Below are 19903 nucleotides of genomic sequence, written 5' to 3'. Positions count from 1 at the left end.
CGGTCTAGCCTGTGCTTGACCGTAAATGTGAAACCGCGCGTGAAAGCGGATGGGATGGGCGTCGATCTGGCGAACGTCAAGATGAGCATGAACCCGTTCGACGAGATCGCGGTCGAGGAAGCCATTCGCCTCAAGGAAAGGGGCGCCGCGAGCGAGATCGTCGTCGTCTCGATCGGCGAACAGAAAGCGCGGGAGACGCTGCGCACCGCACTTGCGATGGGCGCGGACCGTGCGATCTTGATCGTGGCCGAGGACAAAGTCGAGCCGCTCGGCGTGGCCAAGCTGCTGGCCAAGGTCGCGGAAGCCGAACAGCCAGGCTTGGTGATTCTGGGCAAGCAGGCGATTGACGATGACAACAACCAACGGCCAGATGCCCGCAGCGCTGCTCGGCTGGGGCCAGGGCACCTTCGCCAGCAAGGTCGAAGTGTCGTGTGGCAGCGTCGATGTGACCCGTGAAGTTGATGGCGGGCTCGAGACGGTCAAGCTCAAGACCCCGGCGATTGTGACGACCGACCTTCGCCCCCAGACCGTCACGCTCGCCATCGGCAGCCGCAACCAGGCGCGGCGCATAGACGCGCAGAGTCTATGAGAAGCGCTTGGCCGCGTCTGATGTTCTGCACTACGCCGTCGTTGCGAATGTAAGAACGATGGCCCAGCCTCCTGTGACGGCGCAAAGTAGAAAAGTGGGGAAGGGGCCCGTCAGTCGCAACCGTAGATAGACGCACGGGACAACGATAGCATGGCATCGCCGACCGACGTGTCGTGATCCGCTCTAAGAAGTTGCCGCAAGTCGCAGACTCTCGAGTAACGAGCCCCCACCATATTGACATTGGAAACTCATGGCACGGCAGAGCCTAACCTGCGCTGTATCCGCCATCCACGTAGATCACCTGACCCGTGATGAAGCTGGCTGCGGGAGACGCCAGGAACACGACCAATCCGGTGACCTCCTCTGGCTTTCCGAAGCGTCCGAGCGGGGTTCGACGCAGCAAGCCCTCATAGGATTGCGGCTGCTGTGCCAGAAAGTCGCGGTTCAAGTCGCTTTCAATCACGCCGGGACAAACGGCATTGACCGTAACATCGTTCGACCCGAATTCCACTGCGAGCGTACGGGTCAGGTTTGCGACCGCGGCCTTGCTGGATGCGTAAGCCGAGCGGTTCGCAAGGCCGCCCCAGCCGGCAACGGATCCCATGTTGATGATGCGGCCCGCTCGTTGCGCAAGCATGAGCGGGGCAACGGCCTTGGTACACAGGACGAGGCCCTTTATGTTGGCCTCGAAGATTTGCGTCCATTCCTCCTCGACGCTCTCCAAAAACGGCTTGAGCGACGCAACGCCTGCATTGTTGAACAGCACGTCGACGCGGCCGAATTCCGCGACGGTCCTGTCGACCATGCGTCGGACATCCCCATCGCTGGTGATATCGACCTCTACCGCGAGCGCTTGAGCGCCGCTCGCCCGCAACTTCTCGGCCGTCTGCTCGCACTTGGCAAGCGTCCGGCCGGCGACGACAACGGCGGCACCTGCTTCGGCGAGTGCCATGGAGCATTGGGTGCCGAGACTGCCGCCGCCGCCGGTGACGATCGCCACCTTTCCATCGATGCGCATGGAAGGGGTCATGGTCATGACTTCAGGAAGATCTTGGCATCCACGGCCACCAGACCGCTGCCATCGGGCTGTACCAGTAGCGGATTGATGTCCAGCGAGTCCAGCCGCGGCTCTGCCAGGGCGACGGCGCCAAGTTTGACGGCCAGTTTAACGAGGGCGCCGGCATCATATTTCCGGCCGCGATACCCCTCGAGAAGACGGCCGAAACGAGTGCGTGACAGCGCTTCCTGCACCTCTGCGGCGCCGAACGGCGGGATCAGGACCACGGCGTCGTCGAGCAGTTCGACCAGGATGCCGCCCGCGCCCACCACGACCACGGGTCCGATCACGGGATCGCGCTGAACGCCGATGATCGCTTCCAGACCCGTCCCGATCTGCTCCTCGATTAGGATGCGGTCGCTTGATGGATCAGCCTTTGCCAGTGCCGCTTGGATCCGGTCCCACGCCGCCTGCATGTCCGCGTCGGTACGCAGTCCAAGTTCGACCAGCCCGTGCTCCGTCTTGTGCGCGATGCGATCGGACAGCCCCTTCATCACCACGGGACGGGTCAGCGGAGCAACCGCTTCCAAGTCGAGATTCCGCGCGAGCACGCGCGAAGCCGGTACGCGAACGCCCAGTTCCTGCAGCCAGGACTTGCTGCGAGCCTCGTCGAGCAGTCCGTCCTGCGACGGCAGCGCAATGCTCGGCGCATCCTGTTCCGAAGCAGCGCGTGCGGACCGTGCGGCGTTCCAGGCGCTGTCGTCGCGTAACGCGCGCAAGGCGAAGAGCAGCGGACGCAGATCGGTGGCGACCGCAATCCCTTTGCTGTTGAGGTAGGCTCGGTCCTCGCGCGACAGGTCCGGTGTCGCCACGAAGATTTTGTCAAAGCCTGCCTGCTTAGCTTCGACGAGCATGTCCATCACGGACTTGCGCGCCTCGTCTCTCAGCAAGGCCAGGCCGAAAATGAGCTGGTCGTAGCCATCCCGTTTGAAGATGTCGATGATCGTGGGAATGAGCGCGTTCTGGGCTGCAATGTCATACGGATTGACCGGGTGACTCTGGGTCGGCAGAGCGCTCAGCTCGGCTGCTGCCTGCTCGGACGGCTCCGCGAGTGCCAACCCCATGCGCGCCATGCCATCGGCCGCCTGCGCCGCGAAGCCGCCGGAAATCGACACGATACAGGTCTTGGCGGCGTCGCCCGGAGCCCAGTTGTATCGCAGCGCGCATTCCACGAGCGCGGCGAGCGTCTCGCCATCTTCCGCAACAATAGCGCCCTGGGCGCGCAGAAAGGAAACGGTGTTGCGGTACGAGCCGGCGATGGCTCCGGTATGCGACAACGCTGCACGCTGTCCCCCCGCGGATTCACCGATCGTGAGCGCGACCACCCGCTTGCCGCGCTCGCGGCAGGTCTCCAGGGCTGCCCGCAGGGCCGCCGGATCGCGGATGGTTTCGACGTATAGGAGGATGATGTCGGTCTCGGGGTCCTCGGCCAAATATTCGAGATAGTCGGCCATCGATAGGATGAGTTCGTTGCCGCACGTGACTGTCTTGGAGATGCCCACCCCCCGCGCTGAAAGCTGGGACAGGACCGTGCTCACCATAGCGCCGCTCTGCGAGACGATGCTCACCTTGCCCGGTTGAACGATTCCCTTGGTCGCGTAGGCCGGCGCAAAGGTCATGGCCAGGCCGGCCGGAACGTTCGAGAAGCCGTTCGTGTTCGGCCCGCAGATCGCGAGGCCGTACTGCTCCGCCATCGCAGTCAACTGAGCGTCGCGCTCCAGTCCTTCTCCACCAGCTTCACCGAACCCCTGCGCGAGAATCGCAAGGCCCTGGATGCCGCGCTCACCACAGTCCCGCACGGCCTGGACGGCAAGTTCCGCGGGAAGGACGATCAGCGCGGTGTCGACCTCGTCCGGCAACTCCGCGATCGCGTGGAAACATTGCCGCCCAAATATGGTCTCATGGCGGGGATTCACGGCATAGACCGGACCTTTGAAGCCCAGGTTTTCAAGCGCGAACAGCGGATGGCTGCTGAGCTTTGTCCGATCAGGCGAGGCCCCGACGATCGCAACGGCCCGCGGATTGAACAGATTATGGATCTGATCTCGCTTGGAGGTGGTTGACGTGGTCATGGGATTCTCCAGTTTTCGACTTTATGTGGGTTGGTGGGCCGAGACAGCGGTCAGCGGCTGTTGCGCGCCGGGCTCGTCATGCGGATTTCGAGCGGCAGTGACTCGACAAGGCCGGGATCGCCCAGCGTCGAAGCGAGCTTCGTGTCGTGCGCGCCAAGTTCATGCAGGTGGCTCTGCAAGCCTGAAGCGCGGAATGGTCACGCCGTCCGAGATATCGTCGAAGACGACACGCACCGGTGCACCGACGTGGACCGATGAAAGCGGCGCTTCGACGATGTTCGATATCAGTCGAACGCCGCCGGCATCGGCCAGTTCAACGACAGCGGTAATGTAGGGGACCGAGTCTGCCATCTCCGGAAAAATGGGAACTGCGACGACCGAGTATGAGTACACGGTGCCCTCGCCCGAGAGCTGCACCCAATCGATCCGCTGCGAGCGGCAATTGGGGCAGAATGGGGTGGGCGGCATGCGAAACTTGCCGCATTCCGCGCAGCGCGGAGCCACCAGCCGATGTGCAGCGGCGGCTGACCAATAGGGCTCAGTCCACTGGTCCGTGACAAGGGAGAACAGATGGTCGGGCGGTCGCTTGGAGACAGGCTCTTGCATGCGTCAGACCCCCAAGATCAGGCCGCTCACCGGCAAGCTGGCCGGACCGCCAGTTACCAGCGCGACCTCGGCCCCGCTTACCTGGTTGACCGCGGTGCCGCGCAGCTGTTCGACTGCCTCCTGCACATGCGTCATCCCCCAAATATAGGCCCCGGAAAGCTGACCGCCGTCGGTGTTCACAGGTATCTTGCCTCCATCTAATCGGATGGCGCCGCTGGCCACGAATGGACCGCCTTCGCCCTTGTCGCAAAACCCATAGTCTTCAAGCTGCATGATCACCTGCGAGGTGAAATGATCGTAGATCTGGGCGACATCGATGTCGTTCGGGCCAACGCCTGCCATCTCATAGAGTCTGCGTGCCACGGCGGCGTGCCCGGAGGATGCGAACGTGTCGTCGGACATGTTCATCGTGTAGATGGAGCGGCCCCACTCTCCGGCGCCGCCATGCGTGCTCGCCAACACTTGCACGGGCCGCTGTCTAAGGTCCTTGGCCCGTTCGGCACTCGTGACGATTACGGCGACGGCACCGTCGGATTCAAGGCAGAAATCGTAGAGGCAATGCGGATCGGCGATCGGCGGCGCCGCCATATACTGGTCCAGCGTGAGCGGCTTGCGCATCAACGCCCTCGGATGATTGGCCGCATTCGCTCGCGCAGTAAGTGCGACTTCGGCGAAATGTTCGCGGCGCGTTCCGTACAGGTGCATATGCCGGCGCGCGAGCAGCGCGAACATGTGGCCGGGCCCGACCAGCGCTGCGCTCTTGTAGAAGGCGGACTGGGGGGTTGCGGCATACGCCGTGGTCATCGCGCCGTAGCGCACCTGTGTCTGCTGAACCGCGCCGACGCACACCACCACCTCGGCCAGCCCGGAGACGATGGCCGACGCGGCAAGTCCGACGATTCCGGCCGATCCGCCACCGCTGCCGGTTAGGCTCGCGGTATAGCGTACTTCCGGAATGCCGAGCGTTTCGACGAGGAACGGCGTGTCGAAGCCACCGGCGAAATAGGCGAAGCCATCGATTTCGGGCACTGCGATGCCGGCGTCGTCAGCAGCGGCGATGATTGCCTTGCAGACCAGTTCGTCAAGCGTCTGGGGGGCGGATCCCCCGCGCTTGGTAAACGGCGTTGCGCCAACGCCGACAATGGCCGTCTGCTTTCGCATGATTGTCGATAACGGATTCACCTCAGCTGCCCGATCGGCATCGCCACACTGACATGTTCACGGCGCATGGCATGAGGCGCGATTAAGATAAGCGGAGGTCTCACGAAAAATCCTTAAATACTGGTTGGGCGGCTCCGCAATGTAGCATCACCGCCCAAATTGCCGCAACTGAACTGGCAGGTCCTTAGTAGGACTTGGGCATGCCCAGCTGCCGCTCCGCGATGAAGGAGAGCATCAATGGAGGCGGGATCGGGCCGATACGAAGAATCTGCAGCTCACGCAGATAACGCTCAACATGGTATTCCTTCGCATATCCCATGCCGCCGTGCGTCATGATGGCCTGCTGGCAGGCGTCGAACCCTGCTTCGGCAGCGAGCCATTTGGCCGCATTGGCTTCAACCCCGCATGACTTGCCGTTGTCGTAGAGCCATGCAGCCTTCAGCATCATCAGGTTCGCTGCTTCGAGCTGGCACCAGTTCGCCGCAAGCGGATGCTGAATGGCCTGGTTCTTGCCGATCGGCCGGTCGAAAACCACTCGTTCCCTGGCGTAATCCGACGCGCGGCGCAGCGCTGCACGCCCCATGCCCACACATTCAGCTGCAGCAAGGATGCGTTCGGCATTGAGGCTGCTGAACAGATATTCCAGTCCGCGCCCTTCTTCGCCGATCAGGTCTTCCTTCCGCACGGGCAAGCCGTCGAAGAAGACGGCGTTGGAGTCGACGGCGTGACGGCCCATCTTGTCGATCAACTGAACATCGACGTAATCGCGGTCGAGATCGGTGTAGAAGAGGCTGAGCCCGTCTGCCGGCCGGCTGGTCTTCTCCAGGGGCGTGGTGCGCGCGAGCACCATGATCTTGTTCGCCTGCTGCGCCACGGAGATCCAGACCTTCTGGCCGGAGATCAGGTACCGCTGGCGCTCGGCATTCCATTCCGCCCTGGTAGTGATGTGCGTGGTGTCGATCCCGGCGCCTGGCTCGGTGACGCAGAATGCAGCACGATCCTGGAGCGTCATCAACCTCGAGATCCAGCGCTCCTTCTGCTCCGGCGAGGCATGCTTGCGAATGGCGCCGGGCATGAAGATGTTGACGTGGATCGACGTGCAGCCGGCCATGCAGGCGCCCGACTCGGCAATCGCCTGCATCATCAGGGCCGCTTCGGTATAACCGAGACCAGCGCCGCCATATTCCTCGGGCATCATGATGCCGAAATAGCCCCCGTCACACACCGCCTGGGCGAAATCGTGCGGGAACTCGTGCTTGTTGTCCTTTTCCAGCCAATAGGAATCCGGAAAATCTGCGCAGATCTTGTTAATTCCGTCCACGACGGCCAACTGCGTTTCGTTTAGCTCAAAATCCATTCAAAACTCCAATGCAGCATAGACGCTGCCTCTAATTGCCGATCCATGCCGCCCTGGATACCGTGGGGCGTCGTTTAGCTCAGCTCGCTAAATGATTGCTGCCACTACCGCGTTACCTGCCTGTTCCGTCAGGCAAGTACGCGGCGAGTGCGTCAGCATATGACAAGCTCAAAGGTCTTCTTCAGCCGGAATTTCCATTCCACAACGGCGCGCGTCCGCAATCACCTTCTCCGCTAGAGCGACGTTGGCGCGATCGATCATCATTCCCCTGTAGCGGACCGCGTACAGGCCCGCGGCCTCAGCCTCTCGCATGGCCTTCAGCGCACCGACCTGGAACTTCAGTTCGCTCGGCGTCGGGCGAAAGATCTCGTTGGCGACGGCCACGTGATTGGGGTGGATGGCGACGCAGCCGGTAAAGCCGGTCGCCTTCATGCGCTTAGCAATCCGAACCGCGGCCTCGCGGTCCTGGAGGTCGGTGCCGATCAGCGACGCCATCGGATAGGCTGCCCCGCCAGCGCGCGATTCGACGCAAAGCTTGGAAGTCAGATAGATCTGCTCAAAGCCCTCCCTGGTCGGGATGAACCCTGCCGCCAAGACCGTGTCCCCGGTGAACACCACGTCATCGCTGACGCGATCGATGATGGCAGTCAGCACGGACTTGACCCGCGGACTGGCGCTGGCGAGTTGCCGAACGTCGCAAAGCCCTTCCGCCGTTTCCGGAATGGCCATGATCGAAACTTCGCCGCGCTCCATCCCCGCCTTGCCTTCTGCATAGGAAAGCAGGTCGGCCAACTCGCGAACCTGGTCGGCATCTCTCAACTTGGGAAGGAGGATACAGGTCAGACCGGCCGTGGTCACGGAAAGCACGTCCTCGACGCCGCCTTCGTCTAGTGGGTTTATGCGCACGAAGGCGCCGACACCGGTGGTCTTCAGGAAGGCGATGCCATCCCTCGTGATCGCCCTAGCGCCCACCTTCTCGGCGGGCGGTACGGCGTCTTCGAGATCCAGGATCAACCCTTCGGGGCCGTAGCCCACGGCCTTCCTGATCCAGTCAGGCTTGTGCCCCGGGACGAACAGAAGCGAGCGAAAAGGCCACTGATTCGGTTCACTTGCGGACGTCAACGTTGGAACTCCCCGTTATTTGACTGGTCGACCGTCGAAGCGGCGGGCCTGCCGCGCAGGCGCACCTTGCGCGTGAACGTCGCAACGACCTCGCCATTCTGATTAAGGCCCTTGTGAGCCAATTCCACGACGCCGCCGCCCTCTCCCGAAGGGCTTGCCTCCAGACTCCTAACCTCGGTCTCCGTATAGAGCGTGTCGCCCGCGAACACCGACCTTGGGAATTCGATATCCGTGACCAAAGCTGTTTCCACCAGGGTCCCGCGGGTAAGCTCCTGCGATGCCTGGCCGATCAGGATCAACATCGTGTACACGCTGTTGAAGAGCGGCTTGCCATGCAACCCCTGCTTCTCGGAGAAGTCGAAGTTTATATGCAGCGGCTGCGTGTTGTGCGTCATGCACGCCATCCAGATATTGTCGTAATCAGTGACCGAGCGCGACGTCATGTGGCGATAGGTCTTACCGACCACGAAATCCTCGAAATAAAGTCCGGGCATGTTTATCCTCTCCTCAGACCCGGGGATGCCGTCGAAGCATCATGCCCTTGCGCATGCAGCTGGCGATCAGCTTCCCTTCCTGATTGAATCCCTCGTGGAAGAACTCGACCACGCCCCGGTCAGCCTTGCTCTTGCTTACCGTCTTGCCAAGTATGGTGGTCTGACCCCGCAGGGAGTCACCAGGAAACACTGGATGGGGGAACGTAATGCCGCCCATCGCCAGATTTCCAAGCGTGGTTCCTTGCGTGAGTTCGGTCACTTGAACCGCCATGACGATCGCCAGTGCATAATAAGGATACACCTCGATCCGGCCGTGACGCCCGTTGCGCTTTGCCCAGTCCTCATCGATGTAAGTCGGTTCCGTCTCCATGCACAAGCAGGCGAACTGAATGCTGTCAGCCAACGTCACCGTCCGGGTGACCTCATGCCTGTAAACGTTCCCGGGCTCAAAATCCTCGAAATATAGCCCGGCCATTCGTGACTCCCCTAAAGTTATACCATTTGCGGCGTCGGTGATTTACCGGATGAACGAAACGTGCGCCCGAGAGATTTGCCGGGTCCCAACTCGACAAGCGAGCTGCGGGCGGGAAATCTCCTGACTCACCTGAACTGGTCTCCGCCGATCCTGGGCTTTGAGCACCGTACCTGCTGCTGTGTGCACAATTGTTTATCGGTGTCGGCGGAGAATGGCAACTCCCAATTCCGCTATCCGATAATATTTCTATATTCAGAATATTTCGAAGCGGGTGGGCTGGTTAATTTTCCGCGTTGCGGACGGGGGCAAGATACAAACGTCGGTCTGTTCTGGCTTTGCTCCTGAACCGAGAACATCGCAGACGCGTCGAGCTCGAAGGGTAGTCCATCGTCCCTCGGCGACTTTCTTCGGCGCCTTGGATTAGCGTTGCGTCGCTCTCAGATGCCGTGAAAAGCCAGTGAATCGGGGCTCGCCGGATCGACCGAGCTGCGTACTCGACAGATCCATAGGGAACTCAAGGGCGCTGCGATCCAGGCCCCTATCTCTATGTGGTGGCCGAGCGCCGCGCCCTCTCCACTTGGAAGGAAATGGACGAGCCGACCATCGTGGGCTTGGAGGCAGCGCTATGAAATGATCTCGCTCATACGCTGTATGAGCGCGTCGGCTGCGCTCCAGCTGTGAACGTTCTGCTCGCCCTGTGATCGTGCCGTTCCGTTGGGGTGGACCAGCTGAGTAAATGCTGGCCATCATGGCAGCGGGTGTGCAAATATAAAGTCGATCGATTAGGGTTCACGGAGGATTAGATATGGCCATAAAGACCGAGATCCTAAGCTATGAGGCTGACGGATTGACCATGATCAGTCATTTCTTCGTGGAAGAATCGGTCGCGGGCTTACGGCCAGGCGTACTGGTTTTCCCCGAAGCATTTGGGCTTGGAGACCATGCGAAGGCGAGAGCGGAGCAGCTGGCCGCGCTCGGATATGCGGCTCTCGCATGTGATCTTCATGGAAGCGGTCGGGTGATTTCCAGCGTCGAGGAGGTGATGGGCATCCTCGGTCCGATGAGGCAGGATCTGACCAGAACGCGTGCTCGCGCTCGTGGTGGCCTCGACGCGTTGCTCACCCGTCCGGAGGTAAATGGATCCAAAGTTGCAGCCATCGGATTTTGTTTTGGCGGCACCATGGCCCTCGAACTCGCGCGAAGTGGTGCCGATCTCGCAGCCGCCGTGGGCTTCCATAGCGGATTGGCCACAGTAGCTGCCCAGGATGCAAAGAACATTGTGGGCAAGGTGCTGGTCTGCATCGGGGCCGATGATCCTGGCGTGCCACCTGAGGAGCGCGCAGGGTTCGAGAAGGAGATGCGCGAGGGTGGCGTTGATTGGCGTATGCACCTCTATGGAAAGGTCGTGCACAGCTTCACAAACCGCAATGCCGACGAATTGGGGCAACCTGAGCTCGCACGCTACGATGCGAGTGCGGATGCCCGATCTTGGTTGGAGATGCTCGCTCTTTTCGACGAAGTTTTCGGCAGAACCCCAGTCGCATAGCCTGCAGCCAGAGGTGACTGGTCATCGTGTTTCCGCTCTGGGGTTGCTAACGGTCAGGCGGATTTCTGTATCTGCGATACCCACTGCGTTCTTGCCATGGCCAACAAGGCGGCGGAGAGGAGTGATGGGATACTCGCACTACGATGCTGCCGCACAGTGTTAGCCCCCGTGGAAAGCCGCCAAGACGGTCGGCACCAAACGATCGCTCACGCAATAATAGATCTGGGTTGCTCACTTTTTCCTAGACCGGGAGGGCGCCATCGCGATAGAGCGCTCTTTGAACTGGCGATCGACAGCAAACTACGCAGCTGCGACTTAGTGAAGATTGAGGTGATAGGGTCCTAGTCGACAGACTTGGCTGGCCCAGTTCCTTGAGCGCAAGTCCGCAACGATCGCCACGGTCGGGCCCGCCAACAAGACAGCCCGGATTGCCTAGGAGTATCGGCGCGTAAGGAGACCTATGCGGGGGTTGCCGCGTGACCGCTGTCCTTGCGGTCCGCTGAAGCCGCCGGGGGAATAGTGCAAGGGCAGCTGAGTGATCATGACAAACAGACCGGACCGGGGATCGAGCAAGCCTAGGGAGCACAGCGCTTCGAGCGGGATGACATGATTGGGAGCCTGGTCCGCGGACTTTGTGAGCGCCGGGAGCCATGCGGTGCTACACGAGCCGGCCGAATACATGGGTGCACCCAACCCATGCTCTTCACTTCCCAAAAGCTCTTCCACCGCAGGGGCGTTCCCTAATCGCCATTCATTCGCCGACTTCTATTTTCTGAAATTGCTGCCGGGGCTCACGGTTCTCTTCGCGGTCGATAAAGTCGCCGCAGCATCTGGTCTTAAGTCGAGGCACTGCAAGGCCTACAACGGACTTTCCCGACGGAACGACAAGCCCAGGCCCTCTGCGCAGTCACCTACGTACTCGCCCAATTTGGCAAGCATTCCGTTTGGATTGTGGCCGAACAGGAATCCTGAGATCGGCAGTTTATCAGCTGGCTACTGGTTCATCAGCCCAACGGAAAGGCTTACCTGAACGCCATATGCTGTGAAGGATGACCGAGCTTGCGTGCTAAAGCCACGCGCGCTTTGCCGATGCCGGCTCGCTTCGCGATAGCCTTTGCCCAATCCTAAGGCCACAAGCGCGCTTGAGCCTGATCAGGATGACTGCCTCAATTTGCTCCGGCGTTGAATGGCATTGTCCAAGCCAAACGCGAGATCCTTCAGCATTGACCATACAAACTGCGGTCAATTTTTGAGGTACGTCCAGCTCAAAAAATGCCTCATGATAGCCTCCGATGGTCGAACCACTCGAATCGTCCGCTCGCGCCACTACAGCAACTCAGCGGCGGCCGCGATTACCGATGTCCACACATGAAGCACGAACTTCATGCCCGCCCACGGCTGAGTTAATTCTCGTGTCAGAATTTTTATTCTCATATGAAATTACAGTTTGCTTTTTGGCCGAAAGTGGCTAGCAGGGTACGCGCTATGCGTCTGCGACATTCGAGCACAGTCAGCGCTTAAAAGTGCGTTCTTGTGTGCAGGCAATATGCGTGTCAGCGATTGAACTGAAATTCTTTTCGTAGGGTTCGGCGGATGAAACTTCTGGTACCGGTCAAGCGCGTGCTTGACTACAACGTAAAGCCCCGCGTGAAAGCGGACGGGATGGGGGTCGATCTGGCGAACGTCAAGATGAGCATGAACCCGTTCGACGAGATCGCGGTCGAGGAAGCCATTCGCCTCAAGGAAAGGGGCGCCGCGAGCGAGATCGTCGTCGTCTCGATCGGCGAACAGAAAGCGCAGGAGACGCTGCGCACCGCACTTGCGATGGGCGCCGACCGTGCGATCTTGATCGTGGCCGAGGACAAAGTCGAGCCGCTCGGCGTGGCCAAGCTGCTGGCCAAGGTCGCGGAAGCCGAAAAGCCAGGCCTGGTGATTCTGGGCAAGCAGGCGATTGACGATGACAACAACCAGACCGGCCAGATGCTCGCAGCGTTGCTCGGCTGGGGCCAGGGTACCTTCGCCAGCAAGGTCGAAGTGTCGTGTGACAGCGTTGATGTGACCCGTGAAGTTGATGGCGGGCTCGAGACGGTCAAGCTCAAGACCCCGGCAATTGTGACAACCGACCTTCGCCTCAACGAGCCGCGCTATGCTTCGCTGCCCAACATCATGAAGGCCAAGTCTAAGCCGTTGGAGCAGAAGACGCCGGCCGATTACGGCGTCGACGTGACCCCGCGCCTCATCACCGTGAAGGTCGAGGAGCCGCCCAAGCGCCAGGCCGGCGTCAAGGTCGGTGATGTCGATGAACTGATCGGCAAACTCAAGACGCTGGGAGTTGTAGCATGAGCGTTCTCGTCTGGGTCGAACACGACAATGCGTCGGTGAAGGACGCGACGCTGGCGGCGGTGACCGCCGGCACGAAGCTGGGCGACGTGGTCGCGCTGGTCGCGGGCCAGGGCGCGCAAAGTGCCGCCGATGCCGCCGCGAAGATCGCGGGCGTGTCGAAAGTGCTGCTCGCCGACGACGCGGCCTATGGCCATGCGCTCGCCGAAAACGTCGCGCCGCTGATCGCCGAACTGATGAGCGGCTATGACGCGTTCGTCGCGCCGGCCACCACCAGCGGCAAGAACATCGCGCCTCGCGTCGCCGCGCTGCTCGACGTGATGCAGGTGAGTGAAGTGCTCAGCGTGGAGAGCGCCGACACCTTCACCCGCCCGATCTATGCCGGCAACGCGATCGCCACGGTCAAGTCGTCGGACGCGAAGAAGGTGCTGACGATCCGCGGCACCGCGTTCGAGAAGGCGGGAAGTGCGGGCGGCAGCGCCAGCGTCGAAACCGTCACGGGCGGCGGCGACAAGGGGCTGTCCAGCTTCGTCGGCGCCGAGATCGCCAAGAGCGAGCGACCCGAACTCACCAGCGCCAAGATCATCGTGTCGGGCGGCCGCGCGCTCGGCTCGGGCGAGCAGTTCCACGCGCTGATCGACCCGCTCGCCGACAAGCTCGGCGCCGGCGTCGGCGCGAGCCGCGCGGCAGTGGATGCTGGCTATGTTTCCAACGACTATCAGGTCGGCCAAACCGGCAAGATCGTGGCACCCGAAGTCTATATCGCGGTCGGCATCTCCGGCGCGATCCAGCATCTCGCCGGCATGAAGGACTCCAAGGTCATCATCGCCATCAACAAGGACGAGGACGCCCCGATCTTCCAGGTCGCCGATGTCGGCTTAGTGGGCGATCTTTTCAAAATTGTGCCGGAACTGACCGAGAAGTTGTGAACTGACATTGGGTGGCACATAAAGGTTACACCTGGATGAGAGCGGACACGAACATAGGAGATGAACAGGCTCATCAATCGGGACTGCTTGACGGCAGCTTTGCACGTTTCGAAGTCTTGCTTGGGATTGCGGGGACGCGAGGCGACTGATCGAGATGAGCCGGTACACGATTCATGGAAGCGGAAGAATGACTTGATCGCCGCTAATCGAGCATTTCGGGATCGCGCCGTATTATCTCGATCCTGTTCGATAAGGTCGAGGAAGGACAGGGTCATCGGTACACCAATATCTTCGACTTCCAGTTGGGACGGCGTCTTCTTCAGCTGCCGCGCCGTAAAGATGACGAGCAATTGAAAGCCGTAGGCAGGCATCACAGGTGTGCGGGCTGGCACGATGATCGCGAGGAAGGTGCTCCTTGAGGAACCGGGAAAGTGGAGAGGGGAGCGCGGTTATGCGGCGCCTACATCCCGATGTCCGGGCAGATGTCGATGCCTCGCTGGTGCCCGCGCCGAAGCAACGCAATACCGAGGGCGAACGCGAGGCGATCAAGTCGGGCAAGAGCGCGGAGATTTGGCCAGACGAGCCGAACAAGGCCGCGCAGAAGGACACTGATGCACGCTGGACGCTCAAGATCGGCGGCAAGGTGCGTCATCGCGAGGACGACACGCCGTTGCTCATGATTGCCCTGCCGGTCTTCAGCTACAAATCGCATATCAGCAGCGACCGGCGTTATGGCTTCATGCGGGAGATGGCGGTCACTTCTGCATCGACCGCGGATGGGCGTTTCCCTCGCCACGTCGTGAGCACCGATAACACCAGCTGCGAGGTCTGGGCTGATAGCGCCTATCGCTCGAAGCGTAACGAGAAGTGGTTGTCTGATCGGATGCTCACATCCCGAATTCACCGGCGCAAACCCAAGGGCAAGCCCATGCCGAGAGCGATCGCCAGGGCCAACGCCGCAAAGTCGTCGATCCGGGCCCATGTCGAACATGTCTTCGCGCATCAGAAGAACCGGTTCGGGCTGTTCATCCGCACCATCGGCTTGGCCCGTGTCGAAGCGAAGCTCACCCTTTGCAACCTGGCCTATAACTTTAACCGGCTGATCTTCCACGAACGCCGCGAAAGCATGGGATGACTCTGCCTGAAACCCGGAGGATCCGGGACAAACCGCTCAAAATGACGCCGGAAAAGACCAGCGGCGCGCCCACTATGGCCGGGCAGCGTAGGAGGCGGTCCGCGCCACGGCGACCTGCCTCAAACTACCCGGGTTTTGCGGGTCTCCAGCTGCTATGCTGGCATAGAGAATAAGACGCTTTCGAAACGTGTACCCGATCTTCGATACACGGGCGGGGAAGGGGTGAAGGCTCCTCCAGGCTGAAAAAAATTGCTGTTCGAACCACAACTTAGGACACAACCTACACAACTGTCAAAGGCTTAAAGGCTTTTTTGGGGGCAGTTTTGGGGGCATTGTTCAAGCCTGTATTGAAAAGATTCAGTATGAACATAGGCATAGATCGAGAATTTGTGTCCCGTAAGCTTCCGCGTCGCAGGAGCCAGGACCCTCGTTACCTGCATTCCCCAGCAAGACCAACCGGGGACTCGGCAAGACGTCCTTTCGCGTGGCGAGCCCCAAGCCAGAAAGCTATCATAAAGCGGCACCGTAGTCTGGTGGAGCGCGGCGCCGTTCGCGCTCAGGAAATTCGCGAACTTGAGACATGGCGAACGTAGGCCCGAACGGTGTTGGGCGACGCGTGAGTCGCAAGATGAAAGATCCAGCGACGACAGCATTCTACGATATCGCTGCGGTCATCCAGCACCGTCCATGATCGACGGCCATCGGGCAACTCGATGCCCGCGGCCTGCCAAGGCGACGGTGAAGACGCAGGGACATGGTGGCAGATAGTGTTGAAACATGCCCCAGACCGCAAGCTTTCCGCCCTCACAGTGGACACACTGGACATGGACAGTTGTGGTATTGCTATTAACATAATTCTTATTATCGATCTATCTCGTTGTAAGCACCATTTAGAAATGTCACCCCCTGCAAATTAGAGATGTCACTGGTGGCATGGTGCTCCCTGGATGCAGGGAGTGCGCGGATGACGGTGGTATCCATGAGCCATGGCGAGCTTACACGCTTCGATACGCTACTACGGGTTGAACGTCGCGAGTTGCGAGCCGAGGATGCAGCGACGCTGCTCGGATTGTCCCGGCGGCAGGTTTATCGGTTGCTGATACGCATGCGTGCAGACGGTGCGCCAGGCCTGGTTTCGCGTCGTCGCGGGCGCCGTAGCAACCGTTGGCTTGGCGATAGCTTTCGCAACCATGCGATTGCGTTGGTCCGGGAGCATTATCATGATTTCGGGCCGACGCTGGCCGCCGAGTATCTGGCGGAGCGCCATGATGTGCATATTTCCCGTGAGACGCTGCGCAAGCTGATGATCGAGGCGGGGTTGTGGAAGGATCGAGCAGCGCGTCGCCCGCGCCCATATCAGCCGCGTTACCGGCGGGATTGCCGCGGCGAACTGGTCCAGATCGACGGTTCGAAGCATTGGTGGTTCGAGGATCGCGGCCCGCAATGCACCCTGCTCGTCTATATCGACGATGCGACCAGTGAGTTGATGCATCTCCAGATGGTCGAGAGCGAGAGTACCTTTTCCTACATGGAAGCAACGCGCGCCTATATCGAGCGGCACGGCAAGCCGGTGGCTTTCTACTCCGACCAGCACAGCGTGTTCCGCAATTCCCGCGCCAGCGCGGCGCGCGGCGATGGCATGACGCATTTCGGCCGCGCGCTTGATGCGCTGAACATCGAGATCATCTGCGCCAACTCGCCGCAGGCCAAAGGCCGGGTTGAGCGGGCCAATGGCACGCTGCAGGACCGGCTGGTCAAGGCGATGCGGCTGGAGGGCATATCGTCGATTGGAGAAGCGAACGCTTTTCTGCCGAGCTATATGGTTCGCCACAATGCGCGCTTCGCTCGTCCTGCTTTCGACAGTCGTGATCTCCACCGTCCGCTTGCCCCGCATGACGATCTGCACGCGATCATGGTGTGGCGCGAACAGCGGACAGTCACGGCGGCGCTAACGCTCCATTACAACAAGACGATGTTCATCCTGGAACCGACCGAAATCGCGAGGGAGCTGGTGCGCAAGCGGGTGCTGGTGTGCGAATATCCCGATGGCCGGCTGGAGATCCAGCATGAGGGCCATGTGTTGCCCTATCGCCAGTTCGACAAGATGCGTCAGGTGAAGCAGCCCGCGATCGTGGACAACCGCCATCTCGACGCGGCCTTGCTGCTGGCGAAGCAGATCCAGGCGATCGCCCCGCATCATCGGCAGCGCAACAATAATGCCCCTACCCGCCGCGACCAGCCCACGCACCTGTTCCCCGAACCGGAGGCAACTGTGAAGATCGATGGGCGCCGGTTGGGCGGGACTAAGCTCAAACGCGGTCCCCGGCTCAGCCAGGCGGAGTTACGGGCGCGCGGCACACTGGAATTTGTGAAGGCGCGCTGACCTGGTTGACCGGCGCTGACCGAGCCCGCTGCCTGCGCAGCGGGTCCATGCCCCTCCCCCCAAATGTCACGCCATCAGCAGGGTCTGCGCTGCGCTATCCCGAGGGCTCCACGCAGCCCCTGCTGGCCTCAATCGGTGACATCTCTAATTTGCGGAAATTGTGACTTCTCTAACCGGCAGGAACAGCGATTGTAAGCGGGTGGACTCTATTTCGAAGTGCGAAACCCTAGGATTTATCGGGGCTTGAACCCCCTTTCCAGGAAGGCCCAGGATGAACGGCTATCAGCATCTGGGTTTGGACGAGCGGCGACAGATTTATCAATTGGCTGCAACCGCGCGGTCCGTGCAGCAGATAGCAGTGGCGCTGGAGCGACATCGTTCGACCATCTATCGTGAGATCAAACGTAACCGGCACCTCGATGAAGAACCAATCTTTCGCGGCCATTTCCCACCTCCGCACAAACAATGGCGGGACAGGTGCCGGGTGCGCGGCCACAAGATTGCGCTTACATGCGGCGACGATCTAGCGCCTAAACAATCGTGTGCCGCTGATCGGGCGATTATTCTGGCAACCCTCCTCCGCAAACCGGAAAGCACTCGAGCCTAGTGTAAAATAATTTGCTGTAGCTGCCTGAGCAATCCAGTGCGCAAACAGAAACATAGATGTGGCTATCGCGGATGGATTTCGTATCTGTTTGCTGCTTTGCGATGCAAAGCAAAACAAGTCTCATTTGAACGTTGTCGAGATGAAGGCGCACGGAGTGGCACTCTGCACTTCCCAAAGCTATGAGGCCACCCAAAGGAGATTGTGCCAAATGCAAATCAGAAATGGGCGAGCATCTGCGGCGCCATCATTGTCAACACTTGATGAAAAAATCATCGCGGCTTTGCGGAAGAATGGCAGAGCGACCAATCAGGACATCGCCGATCAACTGTCGATAACGTCTGCAACCGTGTCAGCCCGACTGCAAAAAATGGAAGAAGCGCGCGCCATGCGCGTGGTTGCGGTCTCCGACTTCAGCGCATGGGGCTATAATGTCATCATCGCTGTAGGTGTGCGGGTGCAAGGGAGAGACGTCCACGATGTCGGCCGCGAGCTCGCGACATTCGCTGAGATCCTCAGTGTAAATGTGATGAGCGGCACCTATGATCTAGAACTTCTCGTCGCCCTTCACGATTTCAGTGAAATCCAGGAATTCCTCTATCAGCATATCTCTGCGGTTGAGGGTGTTGCGCAAATCGATTCCGGGATCGCCGTCGACATCGTGAAATTTGAATTCAACGTGGCACCGCTATGACGAACATGAGCCAAGCGAAGCTCGATCCAATTGATCGAGAGATCGTGGGAAACCTGTCTCAGGATGCGCGCGTCTCGAACCGATCGATTGCAAAGAAACTTGGTGTTACTGAAGGAACCATCCGTCAGCGCATCAAACGTCTTCAGAATGAGGGTTTGATCCAGTTCACGGTTGTTACCGACTTCCGAATGGCCGGATCTCCCAACCTCTGCATGTTGGGAATCGATGCCGATCCGTCCTCTGTGAAGGACCTGGCGGAAAAGCTGAGGAGCATTCCTCAGATCAACTGCGTCGTATTGCTCCTTGGCCGCTTCAACCTGCTTGCGATGGGGCTGTTCACGAACATTGAGCAGCTGGATCATCTGGTGAAAACACAAATCCGCACTTTGCCCGGCGTGCAGCGTGTCGAAACGGCGATCTCGGTCCATAATCTCAAATATGACGCCGGTGTTGCTCGGATCGCACCCGACGCTAATGCTGTCCCTCTGCTTGAACAAAGCCCGTCGCATGATGGATCTGCATCATCTCGCGCTGCCAAGCGTCCCGAACGCAGGCGCACATAAGCTGCTGAATTTGGCGCGGCATTAAACAGGCGGGTGAGCCGGTTAAGTAGCGTTCACCGTGAGCGGCTTATACCCGTCCTCGTCTTAGTGGATGACGCCGCCCATCGACTATTTGGTCGCAAATAAGGGCGGGCATAGAAATTGTCCGCCTCGTCCTCAGTCAAGGCCATTGCAAGTGAATGCAATATTGTGAGACGCCGTCGATCAGCAACTCTGTCCGGTAACCATCATGTTTGATCACATGGATCCGCTGCTTGCCCCGAACAGTTCAGCCACAAGCGCCGGCTGCATCGCGGCACGAAATTGAAGTGATGCGGAATGGCCTGTCTCAACATGACCCAGCGATTCCTGCCGGACGAGTCGAGTTCCCTCGCATGCAAAAAGCCCCGCCTCGAGGGAGACGGAGCCAGTGGCAGCTACCAACCGCCTGTTTTGCGCGTGATGTGCGGGTTGGTTACGCCATGGTCGACATCGACATGTACTCTCTGCCCATCGAAGCGCAGCGCAGCGGGAACGATGAGGGCGGTCGTAGATTCATTGCTTGAAAGGAGCATCCAGGATGGCAGACAGCAAAAGCAAACGTGGTGGCGCTGACCGCCGGCAGGTTGCCGCCGGCGAAGGATATGAAGTGAGCTATTTCGCGCGCAAGCATGGGATCACGTCGGACCAAGCGCGCGACATCATCAAGAAAGTTGGCAATGACCGCGAAAAGCTCAATGCAGCAGCGGAGAAGATGAAAGGTAAATAGGCCTCATCTTCTTGGCGCGTGGCGTTCG

The 19903-nt window shown here is 60.0% G+C and carries 16 protein-coding genes and 4 pseudogenes; 11 read left to right on the top strand and 9 right to left on the bottom strand.

Going from position 1 to position 19903, the window contains the following annotated elements:
* Window positions 1-54 precede the first annotated feature (54 nt).
* A pseudogene (locus B6S01_RS19710) lies at window positions 55-589 on the top strand (electron transfer flavoprotein subunit beta/FixA family protein).
* A gap of 265 nt (window positions 590-854) precedes the next feature.
* Here the strand turns inward: B6S01_RS19710 and B6S01_RS19705 are convergent.
* From B6S01_RS19705 to B6S01_RS19670, 9 genes are all read right to left on the bottom strand, one after another.
* Window positions 855-1625 (bottom strand): SDR family NAD(P)-dependent oxidoreductase, encoded by a 771-nt coding sequence (locus B6S01_RS19705; RefSeq protein ID WP_062793064.1) that lies wholly within the window; start codon window positions 1623-1625, stop codon window positions 855-857.
* On the bottom strand, window positions 1622-3718 hold the full coding sequence (locus B6S01_RS19700; protein ID WP_037463740.1) for an acetate--CoA ligase family protein: 2097 nt from the start codon (window positions 3716-3718) through the stop codon (window positions 1622-1624). Before B6S01_RS19700 ends, B6S01_RS19705 begins: the two co-directional genes overlap by 4 nt.
* A 50-nt stretch (window positions 3719-3768) precedes the next feature.
* The gene (locus B6S01_RS21965) at window positions 3769-3897 is read right to left on the bottom strand and encodes a hypothetical protein (RefSeq protein WP_269319805.1); all 129 of its coding nucleotides are present in this window, start codon (window positions 3895-3897) and stop codon (window positions 3769-3771) included.
* The gene (locus B6S01_RS19695) at window positions 3878-4324 is read right to left on the bottom strand and encodes a Zn-ribbon domain-containing OB-fold protein (protein WP_037463742.1); all 447 of its coding nucleotides are present in this window, start codon (window positions 4322-4324) and stop codon (window positions 3878-3880) included. Before B6S01_RS19695 ends, B6S01_RS21965 begins: the two co-directional genes overlap by 20 nt.
* Window positions 4325-4327: 3 nt before the next feature.
* The gene (locus B6S01_RS19690) at window positions 4328-5485 is read right to left on the bottom strand and encodes a thiolase C-terminal domain-containing protein (protein ID WP_037463744.1); all 1158 of its coding nucleotides are present in this window, start codon (window positions 5483-5485) and stop codon (window positions 4328-4330) included.
* Between the two features lie 184 nt (window positions 5486-5669).
* Complete coding sequence (locus B6S01_RS19685) at window positions 5670-6842, bottom strand: acyl-CoA dehydrogenase family protein (RefSeq protein WP_037463747.1); 1173 nt, start codon at window positions 6840-6842, stop codon at window positions 5670-5672.
* Window positions 6843-7010: 168 nt separating this feature from the next.
* Window positions 7011-7877 (bottom strand): HpcH/HpaI aldolase/citrate lyase family protein, encoded by an 867-nt coding sequence (locus B6S01_RS19680; RefSeq protein WP_231567951.1) that lies wholly within the window; start codon window positions 7875-7877, stop codon window positions 7011-7013.
* 83 nt (window positions 7878-7960) lie between these two features.
* Window positions 7961-8458: a MaoC family dehydratase gene (locus tag B6S01_RS19675; protein ID WP_051908122.1), complete on the bottom strand. Its 498-nt coding sequence runs from the start codon at window positions 8456-8458 to the stop codon at window positions 7961-7963.
* Between the two features lie 13 nt (window positions 8459-8471).
* Window positions 8472-8933 carry a MaoC family dehydratase gene (locus tag B6S01_RS19670; RefSeq protein ID WP_037463753.1) on the bottom strand — a complete coding sequence of 154 codons (462 nt, stop codon included), beginning with the start codon at window positions 8931-8933 and terminating at the stop codon, window positions 8472-8474.
* Between the two features lie 805 nt (window positions 8934-9738).
* Here B6S01_RS19670 and B6S01_RS19665 point away from each other — a divergent pair.
* The 10 genes and pseudogenes from B6S01_RS19665 to B6S01_RS19620 all read left to right on the top strand — a co-directional run bounded on the left by B6S01_RS19665 (window position 9739) and on the right by B6S01_RS19620 (window position 19875).
* On the top strand, window positions 9739-10479 hold the full coding sequence (locus B6S01_RS19665) for a dienelactone hydrolase family protein (protein WP_037463757.1): 741 nt from the start codon (window positions 9739-9741) through the stop codon (window positions 10477-10479).
* 124 nt (window positions 10480-10603) lie between these two features.
* Window positions 10604-10812, top strand: a pseudogene (locus tag B6S01_RS22215) (integrase); the annotation flags it as partial.
* A 1260-nt stretch (window positions 10813-12072) separates the two neighbouring features.
* Window positions 12073-12822, top strand: coding sequence for an electron transfer flavoprotein subunit beta/FixA family protein (locus tag B6S01_RS19660; protein ID WP_037463758.1), 750 nt, complete (start codon window positions 12073-12075; stop codon window positions 12820-12822).
* The gene (locus tag B6S01_RS19655) at window positions 12819-13748 is read left to right on the top strand and encodes an electron transfer flavoprotein subunit alpha/FixB family protein (protein ID WP_037463760.1); all 930 of its coding nucleotides are present in this window, start codon (window positions 12819-12821) and stop codon (window positions 13746-13748) included. Before B6S01_RS19660 ends, B6S01_RS19655 begins: the two co-directional genes overlap by 4 nt.
* A gap of 461 nt (window positions 13749-14209) precedes the next feature.
* Window positions 14210-14883 (top strand): annotated as a pseudogene (locus tag B6S01_RS19650) (transposase); the annotation flags it as partial.
* A 964-nt stretch (window positions 14884-15847) separates the two neighbouring features.
* Window positions 15848-17266 carry an ISNCY family transposase gene (locus tag B6S01_RS19640; protein ID WP_037463831.1) on the top strand — a complete coding sequence of 473 codons (1419 nt, stop codon included), beginning with the start codon at window positions 15848-15850 and terminating at the stop codon, window positions 17264-17266.
* A 271-nt stretch (window positions 17267-17537) separates the two neighbouring features.
* Window positions 17538-17771 (top strand): annotated as a pseudogene (locus B6S01_RS21810) (helix-turn-helix domain-containing protein); the annotation flags it as partial.
* 310 nt (window positions 17772-18081) lie between these two features.
* Window positions 18082-18564, top strand: a complete 483-nt coding sequence (locus tag B6S01_RS19630) for an Lrp/AsnC family transcriptional regulator (protein ID WP_169802881.1) — start codon at window positions 18082-18084, stop codon at window positions 18562-18564.
* Complete coding sequence (locus tag B6S01_RS19625) at window positions 18561-19127, top strand: Lrp/AsnC family transcriptional regulator (protein WP_051908130.1); 567 nt, start codon at window positions 18561-18563, stop codon at window positions 19125-19127. The genes B6S01_RS19630 and B6S01_RS19625 overlap by 4 nt, the downstream gene beginning before the upstream one ends.
* A gap of 559 nt (window positions 19128-19686) precedes the next feature.
* Window positions 19687-19875, top strand: coding sequence for a DUF3606 domain-containing protein (locus B6S01_RS19620; RefSeq protein ID WP_037463842.1), 189 nt, complete (start codon window positions 19687-19689; stop codon window positions 19873-19875).
* Window positions 19876-19903 lie beyond the last annotated feature (28 nt).

It is taken from the genome of Sphingobium herbicidovorans (assembly GCF_002080435.1).
GTDB lineage: Bacteria > Pseudomonadota > Alphaproteobacteria > Sphingomonadales > Sphingomonadaceae > Sphingobium > Sphingobium herbicidovorans.
Note: the sequence above shows the minus strand (reverse complement) of the source record. Positions and strands in the feature narration are given on the sequence as shown.

Excerpts from the sequence above, each read along its gene's own strand:
- B6S01_RS19705 (WP_062793064.1), bottom strand. The coding sequence starts at position 1,625 with ATGACCATGACCCCTTCCATGCGCATCGATGGAAAGGTGGCGATCGTC.
- B6S01_RS19700 (WP_037463740.1), bottom strand. The coding sequence starts at position 3,718 with ATGACCACGTCAACCACCTCCAAGCGAGATCAGATCCATAATCTGTTC.
- B6S01_RS19695 (WP_037463742.1), bottom strand. The coding sequence starts at position 4,324 with ATGCAAGAGCCTGTCTCCAAGCGACCGCCCGACCATCTGTTCTCCCTT.
- B6S01_RS19690 (WP_037463744.1), bottom strand. The coding sequence starts at position 5,485 with ATGCGAAAGCAGACGGCCATTGTCGGCGTTGGCGCAACGCCGTTTACC.
- B6S01_RS19685 (WP_037463747.1), bottom strand. The coding sequence starts at position 6,842 with ATGGATTTTGAGCTAAACGAAACGCAGTTGGCCGTCGTGGACGGAATT.
- B6S01_RS19675 (WP_051908122.1), bottom strand. The coding sequence starts at position 8,458 with ATGCCCGGACTTTATTTCGAGGATTTCGTGGTCGGTAAGACCTATCGC.
- B6S01_RS19670 (WP_037463753.1), bottom strand. The coding sequence starts at position 8,933 with ATGGCCGGGCTATATTTCGAGGATTTTGAGCCCGGGAACGTTTACAGG.
- B6S01_RS19665 (WP_037463757.1), top strand. The coding sequence starts at position 9,739 with ATGGCCATAAAGACCGAGATCCTAAGCTATGAGGCTGACGGATTGACC.
- B6S01_RS19660 (WP_037463758.1), top strand. The coding sequence starts at position 12,073 with ATGAAACTTCTGGTACCGGTCAAGCGCGTGCTTGACTACAACGTAAAG.
- B6S01_RS19655 (WP_037463760.1), top strand. The coding sequence starts at position 12,819 with ATGAGCGTTCTCGTCTGGGTCGAACACGACAATGCGTCGGTGAAGGAC.
- B6S01_RS19640 (WP_037463831.1), top strand. The coding sequence starts at position 15,848 with ATGACGGTGGTATCCATGAGCCATGGCGAGCTTACACGCTTCGATACG.
- B6S01_RS19630 (WP_169802881.1), top strand. The coding sequence starts at position 18,082 with ATGCAAATCAGAAATGGGCGAGCATCTGCGGCGCCATCATTGTCAACA.
- B6S01_RS19625 (WP_051908130.1), top strand. The coding sequence starts at position 18,561 with ATGACGAACATGAGCCAAGCGAAGCTCGATCCAATTGATCGAGAGATC.
- B6S01_RS19620 (WP_037463842.1), top strand. The coding sequence starts at position 19,687 with ATGGCAGACAGCAAAAGCAAACGTGGTGGCGCTGACCGCCGGCAGGTT.